Source organism: Azospirillum sp. FG154, assembly GCF_057809575.1.
In genome coordinates, this window is record NZ_JBMDKF010000024.1 from 1 (window position 1) to 12,481 (window position 12,481).

Annotated in this window: 11 protein-coding genes; 9 read left to right on the forward strand and 2 right to left on the reverse strand. The window is 69.0% G+C overall.

The window, feature by feature from the left end; translation table 11 throughout:
• Nucleotides 1-84 precede the first annotated feature (84 nt).
• From ACODS4_RS22030 to ACODS4_RS22065, 8 genes are all read left to right on the forward strand, one after another.
• Nucleotides 85-702, forward strand: coding sequence for a thiamine phosphate synthase (locus ACODS4_RS22030; RefSeq protein ID WP_488867578.1), 618 nt, complete (start codon nt 85-87; stop codon nt 700-702).
• A 262-nt stretch (nt 703-964) separates the two neighbouring features.
• Complete coding sequence (locus ACODS4_RS22035) at nt 965-2,764, forward strand: pyruvate, phosphate dikinase (protein WP_488867580.1); 1,800 nt, start codon at nt 965-967, stop codon at nt 2,762-2,764.
• 85 nt (nt 2,765-2,849) lie between these two features.
• Nucleotides 2,850-3,800, forward strand: coding sequence for a LysR family transcriptional regulator (locus ACODS4_RS22040; protein WP_488867582.1), 951 nt, complete (start codon nt 2,850-2,852; stop codon nt 3,798-3,800).
• Nucleotides 3,801-3,895: 95 nt separating this feature from the next.
• The gene (locus ACODS4_RS22045; RefSeq protein ID WP_488867584.1) at nt 3,896-4,393 is read left to right on the forward strand and encodes a formate dehydrogenase subunit gamma; all 498 of its coding nucleotides are present in this window, start codon (nt 3,896-3,898) and stop codon (nt 4,391-4,393) included.
• Nucleotides 4,390-5,979, forward strand: coding sequence for a formate dehydrogenase beta subunit (locus ACODS4_RS22050; RefSeq protein ID WP_488867585.1), 1,590 nt, complete (start codon nt 4,390-4,392; stop codon nt 5,977-5,979). Before ACODS4_RS22045 ends, ACODS4_RS22050 begins: the two co-directional genes overlap by 4 nt.
• The gene (fdhF, locus tag ACODS4_RS22055; protein ID WP_488867587.1) at nt 5,976-8,834 is read left to right on the forward strand and encodes a formate dehydrogenase subunit alpha; all 2,859 of its coding nucleotides are present in this window, start codon (nt 5,976-5,978) and stop codon (nt 8,832-8,834) included. Before ACODS4_RS22050 ends, fdhF begins: the two co-directional genes overlap by 4 nt.
• Before the next feature lie 8 nt (nt 8,835-8,842).
• Nucleotides 8,843-9,625: a formate dehydrogenase accessory sulfurtransferase FdhD gene (gene fdhD, locus ACODS4_RS22060; protein WP_488867589.1), complete on the forward strand. Its 783-nt coding sequence runs from the start codon at nt 8,843-8,845 to the stop codon at nt 9,623-9,625.
• Between the two features lie 35 nt (nt 9,626-9,660).
• Entirely contained in the window at nt 9,661-9,897 is a 237-nt protein-coding gene (locus tag ACODS4_RS22065) for a formate dehydrogenase subunit delta (RefSeq protein ID WP_488867591.1), read from the forward strand.
• A 13-nt stretch (nt 9,898-9,910) separates the two neighbouring features.
• On the opposite strand, the gene ACODS4_RS22070 is transcribed toward ACODS4_RS22065, so the two are convergent.
• Entirely contained in the window at nt 9,911-10,612 is a 702-nt protein-coding gene (locus ACODS4_RS22070) for a GntR family transcriptional regulator (RefSeq protein ID WP_488867593.1), read from the reverse strand.
• A 114-nt stretch (nt 10,613-10,726) separates the two neighbouring features.
• Between ACODS4_RS22070 and ACODS4_RS22075 the strand changes: the two genes are divergently transcribed.
• On the forward strand, nt 10,727-11,947 hold the full coding sequence (locus ACODS4_RS22075) for a benzoate/H(+) symporter BenE family transporter (RefSeq protein ID WP_488867595.1): 1,221 nt from the start codon (nt 10,727-10,729) through the stop codon (nt 11,945-11,947).
• Here the strand turns inward: ACODS4_RS22075 and ACODS4_RS22080 are convergent.
• Entirely contained in the window at nt 11,944-12,348 is a 405-nt protein-coding gene (locus tag ACODS4_RS22080) for a 6,7-dimethyl-8-ribityllumazine synthase (RefSeq protein WP_119834015.1), read from the reverse strand. The genes ACODS4_RS22075 and ACODS4_RS22080 overlap by 4 nt on opposite strands.
• Between the last annotated feature and the right edge of the window lie 133 nt (nt 12,349-12,481).

Below are 12,481 nucleotides of genomic sequence, written 5' to 3' on the forward strand. Positions count from 1 at the left end.
GAGCAAAGGCCGAAAGTGGGGCGAAAAAACCGCTTGTCCATAACGGATACTCTAATCTTTGATTTATCCTAAGGGCTTGTCGCCATGCCGCTTCCCGAACCGCCGCTGCTTGTCATCACCGACCGGAGCCAAGCGGCCCTGCCGCTGCCCGATCTGGCTGACGCCCTGTTCGCGCGGGGCGCGCGGTGGCTGTCGCTTCGGGACAAGGATATGGAGGAGGGGGAGCGGGCGGCGCTGGCCCGCCTGTTGGTGGCGCGCGCGCGGCCCTGGTCGGCGTTGGTCACGCTGCACGGCGATCCGGCGCTGGCCCTGGCGGTCGGGGCGGCGGGCGCGCATCTGCCCGATGGCGGCGATGTGGCGCGCGCGCGGGCGTTGCTGGGGCCGGGGGCGCTGATCGGCGCGTCGGCCCATGACAGGGCGGGGGTAGCGCGGGCGGCGGCGCTGGGCGCCGATTACGCCACGTTGTCGCCGATCTTCGCCTCGGCCAGCAAGCCCGGCTATGGTCCGCTGATTGGGGCGGATGGGCTGGCGTCCGTCGTCTCCGAGTCGCGGCTTCCCATCGTCGCGCTGGGGGGCGTGGAAAGCGCCGCCGCGCTGGTCCAATGCCGAAAAGCGGGGGCGGCGGGGGCGGCGGTGATGGGGCTGGCGATGCGCGATCCCCCGGCGGTCGCCGCCTTGCTGAGCGCGGCTTCGCTGGGTTGATTTCACGCGAAAAGGCTGGATTTTCCAAGCCCGCCAAGGGGATGGCGGCGCCTGAAGGCGCGGATTCTTGCCCGGACCGGGTTCGGCACAACGGCCACACCCTTCGGAAAAATCAACAAAACGTAAGAACAGACAAGTTTTACCCGCTTCCAACAGCTTGAAAATTACACGATAGTATCGTTGTGCAGTGCGGTGACAAAGGCGCATGCTGAAAGTTGGGGCTTTCGGGATATTCCGAAAGGCTGCTCGTTGGAGGGTTCGCATGGAATCGGCCGTGGGTGTGGGGATGATCGAGGGTGTGTTCGGCGAAACGTCGCGAGCGACGGATCACCGCGTAGCCTCCGTTGTCGCGCTGGAGCCGGTTGTGGACGCCTCCTCCTGGATCGTCGAGTTTGGCGTCGGCGCGCCGTTGCCGCCGTCGGGCGCGTCCATCGGCCCGGAACGGTTGGGCGGCAAGGGGGCCGGTCTGGTCGCCATGGCGCGGTTGGGCGTGCCGGTTCCCCCCGGCTTCACCATCACGACCGAGGTCGGTCGGCGGATGCAGGCGGCGCAGGGCGACGCGCAGCGCGTCCTTCCAGCCTTCGAGGCGCGGTTGGCCGAGGCGTTGCGCGCGCTGGAAACCCGCGCGGGCGCGCGCTTTGGCGGGTTGGACGCGCCGTTGCTGCTGGCGGTGCGCTCCGGCGCGCAGGCGTCGATGCCGGGCATGATGGACACGGTGCTGAATCTGGGGCTGAACGACCGCACGGTGGACGCGCTGGCGGCGCGCCACGGCGACGCCCGTTTCGCCTATGACTGCTACCGTCGCTTGATCCAAACCTACGCGCCGGTGGTGCTGGGCGTGCCGGGCCGGGTGTTCGACCAGTTGTTGGACGATCACAAGGACGCGCGCGGTCTGGTCCGCGACGCCGATCTCACGGCGGACGACTGGCGGCTCCTGCTGCCGCTCTATCAACAGGCGGTGTTCGACCATTGCGGCCAGCCCTTTCCGCAGGATCCGGCGGAGCAGTTGCGGGCGGCGGTCGCGGCGGTGTTCCGGTCCTGGATGAATCCGCGCGCCGTGGCCTACCGCAGTTTGCACGGCATCCCCGACAGTTGGGGAACGGCGGTGACGGTGCAGGCGATGGCCTTTGGCAACCGGGGCGAGGATTCCGGTTCCGGCGTGCTGTTCACCCGCGATCCCTCGACCGGCGAGCCGGGGCTGTGCGGCGAGTTTCTCGCCAACGCGCAGGGCGAAGACGTGGTGTCGGGAATCCGCGACCCCGATCCGTTGATGGCGCGCCGCGACGCGAACGGGGCCATTCTGCCGGGCCGCTCGATGGAAACCCATCTGCCCGCCGTGTTCGCCGCGTTGCAAGCGGTGTCGGCCCGGTTGGAGCGCGCCTTCGGCGACATGCAGGACATTGAATTCACGGTGGAATCCGGGCGGCTGTACATCCTGCAAACCCGCGCGGGCAAGCGGTCCAGCGCCGCCGCCGTGCGCATCGTCGTGGATTTGGCCCAGGAGGGCATCATCACCCGCCGCGCGGCGGTGGAGCGCGTCGATCCGCAGGCGCTGGACGAGCTGCTGCGCCCGGTTCTGGCCCCGGACGTGGCGGCGACCGCCATCGCCAACGGTCTGGCGGCCTCGCCGGGGGCGGTGACGGGCCGCGTGGTCTTCACCGGCGACGAGGCGGTGCGCTTGGCGCAAACCGGCGTTCCGGTCATTCTGTGCCGCCCGGAAACCCTGCCGGACGACATTCGCGGGATGCAGGCGTCGGTCGGGATCGTCACCGCGCGCGGCGGCTTCACCAGCCACGCCGCCACGGTGGCGCGCGGCCTGGGCCGTCCCTGCGTGGCGGGCGCCCGCGCCTTGCGCATCGAGCCGGAGCAAGGCCGGATGACCGTCGGGGACATCACCATCCGCAGCGGCGACCTTCTGACCATCGACGGCGGCAGTGGCGCGGTCCTGCTGGGCGCGGCCCCCTTCCTGCTCCCCCCCGCCGACGGCGCGGTCGCCCGTTTGCTGGAATGGGGCCAGGAGGAAAGCCGCCGCGCCGACGATCAGGCCCGCATCCGCGCCTGATGGGGCGGAAAAATCGCGCTTCCGGGTTGACGGCGCTCCCCCGCTGTGCGGCAGGATGGCGTCGTCTTCCTTGCCGAGTGGCGTGATGTTCCGAAAATTCGTCTATCTTCTGGCCTTGGCGCAGGAGCGTCATTTCGGACGCGCGGCGGAGCGCTGCCACGTCGCCCAACCGACCCTGTCCAACGCCATCCGCCAGCTTGAGGCCGACCTGAACGTGCCCATCGTCGAGCGTGGGCAGAAATTCGGCGGCTTCACGCCGGAAGGGCTGAAGGTGCTGGATTACGCCCGCCGCATCGTCGCCGAACGGGACAATCTGCATCACGAGTTGCAGGCGCTGGCGCAGGGGGTGTCCGGTCATCTGCGGCTTGGGGCGATCCCGACGGCGCTGCCGGTCATCCCGCAGCTTTTGCCCCCCTTCGCCGCGCGGTTCCCCCACATCCGGGCGAGCGTCACCTCGCTGAGTTCGCGGGAGATTCAGCGCGGGCTGGACGAATTCACCCTGGACGCCGCCGTCACCTATTTGGACAACGAGCCGCTGAACAACGTCCGCACCCTGCCGCTCTATTCCGAACGCTATTACCTGTTGGCCCAACGCGCCCATCTGGACGCGGCGACCCTCGCCCAAGGGGCCATGTCTTGGGAGGCGGCGGCGGGGTTGCGGTTGTGCCTGCTGTCGCCCGACATGCAGAACCGGCGGATCGCCGAAACCGCCTTTCGCATGACCGGGCGGGCGGTGGAGCCGGTGTTGGAAACCAACTCCATCGTCACGCTCTACACCATCGTGCGCGGCGGCCATTGCGCCAGCGTGGTGCCGGGCCAGCTTCTGACCTGCGTTCCGCCGCGCCCGGATCTGGTGGCCCTGCCGCTGGTCGAACCGGATGTGAGCTACGTCGTCGGGCTGGCTTACGCCGACCGCGATCCGCCGCCGCAACTGGCCAAGGCGCTGGCCGTGGCGCTGGCCGACGACGACATCGGCCAGCGCGTCGCCATCGCCACCGCCGCCGCCTTGACGCCTTGGCGGCTGGCGTTGGCGTGATAGCCAAACCCTATCACGCCATCAGCAAATCCAATTTGCTGGGAGGCTCCGCAATCCGGCATGCTCCCATCCCGTGACCGCAGGGAGAATCCGACGTGAGCGTCTGTCCGCCGTGGAGCGCCGAGCGCGCCATGTCCATCGTCGCCGAGCACATGCAACAGCGCGGCGCCCTGTTGCCGATCCTGCACGCGTTGCAAGAGACGTTCGGCTGCATCGACGATGCGGCGATTCCCCTGCTGGCCGGGGCGCTGAACCTGTCGCGGGCCGACGTTCATGGCGTGGTCAGCTTCTATCATGATTTCCGCCGGACCCGTCCGGGCCGCCATGTCGTGAAGATGTGCCGGGCGGAAGCCTGCCAGGCGATGGGGGCGGACGCGCTGCTCGACCACGCGCGGCGGAGCTTGTCGATTGATGCGCATGGAACGACGGCGGACGGCGTGTTTTCCCTGGAGCCGGTCTTTTGTCTGGGCAATTGCGCCCTGTCCCCCGCCGTGATGATCGACGGGGTTTTGCATGGCCGCGTCGGGCCGGAGCGTTTCGACGCGCTGACGGCGGATTTGCGGGCGCAGGATCAGGCGGAGGACGCGCGATGAGCCATCGTCTGACCACCCTTTACGTGCCGCGCGACGCCGCCGCCCTGTCGGTCGGGGCTGACGCGGTCGCCGCCGCCATTCGGGCGGAGGCCAGCCGCCGGGGGCTGCCGCTGCGCGTCGTCCGCAACGGCTCGCGCGGGATGCTGTGGCTGGAGCCGCTGGTCGAGGTGGCGACCGACGCGGGCCGGGTCGCCTATGGGGCGGTGACGCCCGCCGACGTGCCGTCGCTGTTCGACGCCGGGTTCCTCACCGGCGGGCCGCACCCGCTGGGGCGGGGCTTGACCGAGGAGATCCCCTTTTTCAAAAAGCAGGAGCGGCTGACCTTCGCCCGCTGCGGCGTCATCGACCCGCTGTCGGTCGAGGATTACCGCGCCCATGGCGGCTTTCGCGGCCTGGAAAACGCGCTGGCGATGACCCCGGCGGAGATCGTGGCGACGGTGACGGAATCGGGCTTGCGCGGGCGTGGCGGCGCCGGCTTTCCGACCGGCGTCAAATGGAACACGGTGCTGAACGCCGAAGCCGACGAGAAATTCGTCTGCTGCAACGCCGACGAGGGCGACAGCGGCACTTTCGCCGACCGCATGATGATCGAGGGCGATCCCTTTTGCCTGATCGAAGGCATGACCATCGCCGCGCTGGCGGTCGGGGCGACGGCGGGTTACGTCTACATGCGGTCGGAATACCCGCACGCCACGGAAACGCTGCGCCACGCCATTCGCTTGGCCTATGACGAAGGCTGGTTGGGCGAGAACATCCACGGGACCGACCGGACCTTTCACCTGGAGGCGCGGGTCGGCGCCGGGGCCTACATCTGCGGGGAAGAAACCGCGATGCTGGAAAGCCTGGAGGGCAAGCGCGGCATGGTCCGCGCCAAGCCGCCGCTTCCGGCCTTGCAGGGGTTGTTCGGCAAGCCGACCGTGGTCAACAACGTGCTGTCGCTTTGCGCCGTGCCGATCATCCTGGATCGCGGCGCGGATTATTACCGCGATTTCGGCGTGGGCCGGTCGCGCGGCACGCTGCCCTTCCAGTTGGCGGGCAACATCCGCCAGGGCGGCATCGTCGAAAAGGCGTTCGGCGTCACCCTGCACGAGCTGCTCTACGAGTATGGCGGCGGCACCATCAGCGGGCGGCCCATCCGCGCGGTTCAGGTCGGCGGCCCGCTCGGCGCCTATCTGCCGCCCGCGCAGTTCGATCTGCGCAAGGATTACGAGGCCTTCGCCGCGCAAGGGGCGATGCTGGGCCATGGCGGCATCGTCGTGTTCGACGACACGGTGAACATGGCGCGCCAAGCCCGCTTCGCCATGGAGTTTTGCGCCATCGAATCCTGCGGAAAATGCACGCCCTGCCGCATCGGCTCGACCCGAGGCGTCGAGGTGATCGACAAGATCATCGCCGGGCAGGACGTGGACGACAACCTCACCCTGTTGGATGATCTGTGCGAGGTGATGCTCGACGGTTCGCTCTGCGCCATGGGCGGGATGACGCCCTTTCCTGTGCGCAGCGCCATCAAGCATTTCGCCGAGGATTTCCGCCCCGCCCCGGCTTCGCCGTCCGCAACCGGCATCCGCGCAGGAGACGCGCCATGACCCACGCCACGCCTCATCCTCACGAGACGGATTTCGGCACCCCGGCCCGGACGGCGGGCGAGTTGGTGACGCTGGAGATTGACGGACGCCGCGTCACCGTGCCGGACGGCACGTCGGTGATGCGGGCGGCGATGGAGGCGGGGATCACGGTGCCCAAGCTGTGCGCCACCGACAGTCTGGAGCCGTTCGGATCCTGCCGCCTGTGTCTGGTGGAGATCGAGGGGCGGCGCGGCACGCCCGCGTCCTGCACCACGCCGGTCGCCCCCGGCATGAAGGTCGCCACCCAAACCCCGCGTCTGGCCAAGCTGCGGCGCGGGGTGATGGAGCTGTACATCTCCGACCACCCGCTCGATTGCCTGACCTGCGCGGTGAACGGCGATTGCGAGTTGCAGGACATGGCGGGCGCGGTTGGTCTTCGCAATGTAAGGTATGGTTTCGACGGCGAAAGTCACCGGGCGGCGGCCAAGGACGAGAGCAACCCCTATTTCAGCTTCGACCCGGCCAAATGCATCGTCTGTTCGCGTTGCGTCCGGGCCTGCCAGGAAACCCAGGGAACCTTCGCCCTGACCATCGACGGGCGCGGCTTCGCCTCGGCGGTGTCGCCGGGGGCGGGGGAAAGCTTCATGGGCAGCGAATGCGTGTCCTGCGGGGCCTGCGTGCAAGCCTGCCCAACCGCGACCCTGACCGAAAAATCGGTGATCGAGCATGGCCAGCCCGAACACAGCGTCCTGACCACCTGCGCCTATTGCGGCGTCGGCTGCTCCTTCAAGGCGGAGATGAAGGGAACCACCGTGGTGCGGATGACCCCGCACAAGGATGGCGGGGCCAACGAGGGGCATAGCTGCGTCAAGGGCCGTTTCGCCTGGGGCTACGCCACCCACAAGGACCGGGTGATGACGCCGATGATCCGCGAACGGATCACCGATCCCTGGCGCGCGGTGTCGTGGGAGGAGGCGGTGGCGTATGCCGCCGCGCGTTTGAAGGCGGTGCAGGCCAAGCATGGCCGGGGATCCATCGGCGGCATCACCTCGTCCCGCTGCACGAACGAGGAGATTTACGTCGTCCAGAAGATGATCCGGGCGGCCTTCGGCAACAACAACGTCGACACCTGCGCCCGCGTCTGCCACTCGCCGACCGGCTACGGCCTGTCGCAGACCTTCGGCACCTCGGCGGGAACCCAGGATTTCAAAAGCGTGGCCGAGGCCGACGTCGTGCTGGTCATCGGCGCGAACCCGACCGACGGCCATCCGGTCTTCGCCTCCCGCCTGAAAAGGCGGCTGCGCGCCGGGGCGGAATTGATCGTCATCGACCCGCGCCGGATTGATCTGGTGCGCAGCCCGCATGTCCAGGCGCGCCACCATCTGCAACTTCAGCCGGGAACCAACGTCGCCGTGCTGAACGCGATGGCCCACGTCATCGTCACCGAAGGGTTGGTCAACCGCGCCTTCGTCGAGGAGCGGTGCGACGTCGCCGCCTTTGACCGTTGGGCCGCCTTCGTCGCCGAGGCGCGCAACGCGCCCGACGCGGTGGCGGAACGCACGGGCGTTCCGGCGGGGGAGATCCGCGCCGCCGCCCGGCTCTACGCCACCGGCGGCGACGCGGCGATCTATTACGGGCTGGGGGTGACGGAGCACAGCCAGGGATCGACCACGGTGATGGCGATGGCCAATCTGGCGATGGCCACCGGCAACATCGGGCGCGACGGCGTCGGGGTGAATCCGCTGCGCGGCCAGAACAACGTGCAAGGCTCCTGCGACATGGGGTCGTTCCCGCACGAGTTTTCCGGCTACCGCCACGTCTCCGACGACGGCGTCCGCGCGCTGTTCGAGGAGGTGTGGGGCGCGGCGCTGGACGGCGAACCGGGCCTGCGCATTCCCAACATGTTCGACGCCGCCATCGACGGCAGTTTCAAGGGCCTGTTCGTCCAGGGCGAGGACATCGCCCAATCCGACCCGAACACCCGCCATGTCAGCGCGGCGTTGGAATCGCTGGAGATCCTCATCGTCCAGGATCTGTTCCTGAACGAAACGGCGGCCTTCGCCCATGTCTTCTTCCCCGGAACCTCCTTCCTGGAAAAAGACGGCACCTTCACCAACGCCGAACGGCGGATCAACCGGGTGCGCCCGGCCATGCCCTCGCAGGTCGGCTGGGACGAATGGCGGGTGGCCTGCGCGCTGGCGACCGCCATGGGCTACCCCATGAGCTACGACCATCCGGCGCGGATCATGGACGAGATCGCCCGGCTGACCCCGACCTTCCGGGGCGTCAGCTTCGACAAGCTCGACCGGCTGGGCAGCGTGCAATGGCCCTGCACCGACGCCGACCACGCGGGCACGCCGATCATGCACGCCGACCGCTTCGTGCGCGGGCAGGGCCGTTTCATGATTACGGAATACATCCCGACCGACGAGCGCACGACCCGGATGTACCCGCTGATCCTGACGACGGGCCGCATCCTCAGCCAGTACAACGTCGGCGCCCAGACCCGGCGCACGGCGAACGTGGCGTGGCACCCGGAAGACATTCTGGAGATCAACCCGCACGACGCCGAACAGCGCGGCCTGAAGGACGGCGATCTGGTGTCGCTGGCCAGCCGCATGGGGGCGACGACGCTGCGGGCGCAACTGTCCGACCGGATGCCGCCGGGCGTGGTCTACACCACCTTCCATCACCCGGTGACGGGGGCCAACGTCGTCACCACGGAGAACTCCGACTGGGCGACCAACTGCCCGGAATACAAGGTGACGGCGGTGCAGATCACCCGCAGCAACCAGCCGTCCGACTGGCAGGTGGAGCGCGACCGGCAGGAGGGGGAACGCAAGCGCGTGTCCGCCGCCGTCTCGGCGGCGGAATAGCGCGGGCGGTGTCCCGTTTGCGCTCCATCCCCGTCCTTGGCCTCGCCGTTCCATCCATGGGCGCGGCGGCGCCGGTGACATGGCAGATCGCGGAGGAAACGGCGGTCGCGCTGGAATACAACGGGCGTTCGCACGCGGTGATGATGGCGACCCCGGCGGATCTGGAGGATTTCGCGCTGGGCTTCAGCCTGAGCGAAGAGATCATTCCAAGCGCCGCCGACCTTGAGCGGATCGCTGTGCGCGACACCCCGCTGGGTCTGGTCGTCAGCATGACTGTGGACCCGCTGCGTCTGCTGCGCGGCGCGCTGCGCCGTCGGTCGATGGAGGGGCGCAGCGGTTGCGGCCTGTGCGGGGTGGACAGCCTCGCCAACGCCGTGCGCGAGCCGAAGTGGGTGAGCGCGCGCCTGTCGGTGGAGCCGTCGGCCATCGCCGCCGCCTTCCGCGCCTTGCCGGACCATCAGCCGATGAACCGGATCAACCATTCGGTTCACGCGGCGGCGTGGTGCGATCCGGCGGGCGACATTCAGGTGGCGCGCGAGGATGTCGGGCGGCACAACGCGCTGGACAAGCTGATTGGCGCGCTGGCGCGGTCGGGCCGGGATCCGGCCTCGGGCTTCGTCGTCATGACCAGCCGGTGCAGCTTCGAGCTGGTGCAAAAGGCGGCGGCGGTCGGCGTGTCGCTGTTGGCGACCGTCTCCGCGCCGACCGCGCTGGCGCTGGATCTGGCGCGCGGCGCGGGCATGACGCTGGGGGCGCTGTCGCGCGACGACGGCGTCGTTCTGTTTCGTTGAGGATTGTTTTTGTGAGCTTGAATGAGAGGCCGCCGATGACCGACGCCAACGCGACGACCCGCAGCCGGGATCTGGTGCGCATGGCCAACCAGATCGCCACCCATTTCAGCAGCTTCCCGCCGGACGAGGCGGTGGCGGAAACGGCGGCTCACATCCGCAAATTCTGGGATCCCCGGATGCGCGCCGCGCTGTTCGCCCACGCCGACGCGGGCGGGACTGACCTGCACGCGGTGGCGCAGAGCGCCATTGGGCTGTTGCGGTCGCCGCGCTGACGGTCGCCGCCGCTTACGCCTCGGGCGTGGCGGGCCGGTCCTTCAGGAAGGCGGTCAACTGCTCCTCGGCCAGCGCGATGTGCTGGACCACCAGGGCGCACGCCGCGTCGGCGTCGGCCCGTCGGCAGGCGGCGAGCAACGCGCCATGTTCGTCCTGCGAGCGCGGGTGATAGCCCAACGCGGCGAATTGAAAGCGCAAATAGCGGTCGGCGGCGGCCAGATGCTGTTCGGTCAGGGCCAGCAGCCGGGGCTGCCCGGCCCGCGCGTAGAGCGTCATGTGGAAGCGGCGGTTTAGCTCCCCCATCCGCCCAGGATCGGCCTCCGCGTCCATTTCCGCGATCAACTCCTCGGCCAAATCCAGATCGGTCGCGGTCAGATGGGGCAGGGACAGGCGCAGCGCCGCCGGTTCCAGGGCGGCGCGGATGGCCCCGATGTCGGCGGAATCCTCGGCGGAAATCTCCACCACGACAGCGCCGCGATGCGGGTGGAACTCCACCAGGGCGCGGGCCTCCAACTGGCGCAACGCCTCGCGCACCGGCATCCGGCTGACGCCGAAGGCGGTCGCCAACTCCTCCTGCCGCAGGGGCAAGCCGCCCGGCAAAACGCCGCTGAGAATGGCCTCGCGCAGCGCCGCTTCGACAAACTCCGTCGCCGTGCGGTAGCGCGGGCGGTTGCGGGCGATCAGGCTGGACAGGTCGGCGGACGGCTGGGTCATGGGTGGGGCGGTCTCGCGGAAAGCCACTTGCGTGGATATTGGATCCAATATATCGGTTTAAGCCTCGAATGTCCACGCGCCTCTCCCGGCGCCCTGTCGGATAAGGAACGGGTCATGCCGTCATCCACGCTTTCCTCCCAGCAGAACCTGCCGCCCGGCGCCTCCGGCCTGTCGCTCTCGGCGGTGGCCACCGGTTTTCTGGTGGCGCTGGTCGGTTACGCCAGTTCGGTGGCCGTGGTGATTCAGGGGCTGGCCGGGGTCGGGGCCGACACCGCGCAAATCGCGTCGGGGTTGGCGGCGCTGGGCGCGTCGATGGGGTTGGCCGCCATCCTGTTGGCGAGTTGGCAGCGCAAGCCGATCAGCATCGCCTGGACCACGCCGGGCATGGCGCTGTTGGCGGCGACCGGCCCGGTGGCGGGCGGCTTTCCGGCGGCGGTCGGGGCCTTTCTGACGGTGGCCGTTCTGGTCATGGCGACGGGGCTGTGGACGCCGCTGGGGCGGTGGATCGCGGCGATCCCCAAGCCCCTGGCCAACGCCATGCTGGCAGGGATCCTGCTCAAGCTGTGTTTGGCCCCCTTCGCCGCGATGGCGCAGGCGCCGGGGTTGGGGCTGTTGGTGCTCGTCACCTGGGCGGTGGTTGGCCGCTTCGCCCGGCTTTACGCGGTTCCCGCCGCCGTCGCCGTGGCGCTGGCGGCGATGGCGCTCAACCCGCCGGGCGCCGGGGGCGCGTTCACCGGCTTCGCGTTGCCCAGCCTGTCTCTGGTGACGCCGGTCTTCACCTGGGAGGCGCTGGTCGGGATCGCCCTGCCGCTGTTCGTGGTGACGATGGCCTCGCAGAACATCCCCGGCCTGACGGTGCTGGCGACCTTTGGCTATACCCCGCGCGTGCCGCCGGTGTTTCTGGTGACGGGGGCCTTGTCGGCGCTGACCGCGCCGTTCGGCGCGCCGACCATCAATCTGGCGGCGATCACGGCGGCGCTGTGCGCCGGTCCCGACGCCGACCCGCAACCCGCAAGGCGCTGGCAAGCGGCGGTGGTCGGCGGGGTTGGTTACATCCTGTTGGCCGGTCTGGCGGCGGTGACGGCCACGCTGGTGCTGCGCTCCCCGCCGATTTTGATCGAGGCGGTGGCCGGACTGGCGCTGATCGGGGCCTTCGGCGGGGCGCTGTTGGGCGCGGTGCAGGTCGAGGAGGAGCGGGTTCCGGCGCTGATGACTCTGCTGGTCACGGCGTCGGGCCTGTCTTTTTGGGGCGTCGGCTCAGCCTTTTGGGGGCTGCTGTTCGGCGGGGCGATGCACGCGCTGCATCATTGGCGCCCCGCCGGAAAAGCCGCTTAGGCGCTGGCCAACAGATCGGCCACCGCCTCCACCGCTGCGGCGGCGTAGGGGCGGGTGCGCGGCGGGATCTGCGACGGGTTGATCCCCGGACCCAGAATGCCGACGCCGACCGGCTTCATGAATTCAAGCTGAAGGTTGATGAGGCTGGAAATCACGGCGTGGCCCATCACGTTGCCATGCTCAGTCTCGCCCCGTTCGATGATGCCCAGCGCCACCGCGCCGACGATGTCGTCGCGGCGCAGCAACCGCTTGATCGCCAACGGCTTTTCCATGGAGCCGGGGACCCAGACCTCGGCTGCGATGCGAAGCTGCCGACGGGCGGCGACGGCGCGCGCCTCGTCCAGCATCTCTTCGACTTCCTTGGTGTGGAACCGTCCAAGCACGATGCCAATGCTGTTCACCCTGCGCCACTCCTGTCGCTGTGCTGGTTTGTCTCGCGGTCAAAGTGTCGCCCCGCCGGGCAAAGCGCAAGAGTGATTAAGAGACCCTGTGGCCGCCGACCGGGGCGTTTCGGCGTCTGGCAGTTGAAGGGAC

Excerpts from the sequence above, each read along its gene's own strand:
- ACODS4_RS22030 (WP_488867578.1), top strand. The coding sequence starts at position 85 with ATGCCGCTTCCCGAACCGCCGCTGCTTGTCATCACCGACCGGAGCCAA.
- ACODS4_RS22035 (WP_488867580.1), top strand. The coding sequence starts at position 965 with ATGGAATCGGCCGTGGGTGTGGGGATGATCGAGGGTGTGTTCGGCGAA.
- ACODS4_RS22040 (WP_488867582.1), top strand. The coding sequence starts at position 2,850 with ATGTTCCGAAAATTCGTCTATCTTCTGGCCTTGGCGCAGGAGCGTCAT.
- ACODS4_RS22050 (WP_488867585.1), top strand. The coding sequence starts at position 4,390 with ATGAGCCATCGTCTGACCACCCTTTACGTGCCGCGCGACGCCGCCGCC.
- fdhF (WP_488867587.1), top strand. The coding sequence starts at position 5,976 with ATGACCCACGCCACGCCTCATCCTCACGAGACGGATTTCGGCACCCCG.
- ACODS4_RS22065 (WP_488867591.1), top strand. The coding sequence starts at position 9,661 with ATGACCGACGCCAACGCGACGACCCGCAGCCGGGATCTGGTGCGCATG.
- ACODS4_RS22070 (WP_488867593.1), bottom strand. The coding sequence starts at position 10,612 with ATGACCCAGCCGTCCGCCGACCTGTCCAGCCTGATCGCCCGCAACCGC.
- ACODS4_RS22075 (WP_488867595.1), top strand. The coding sequence starts at position 10,727 with ATGCCGTCATCCACGCTTTCCTCCCAGCAGAACCTGCCGCCCGGCGCC.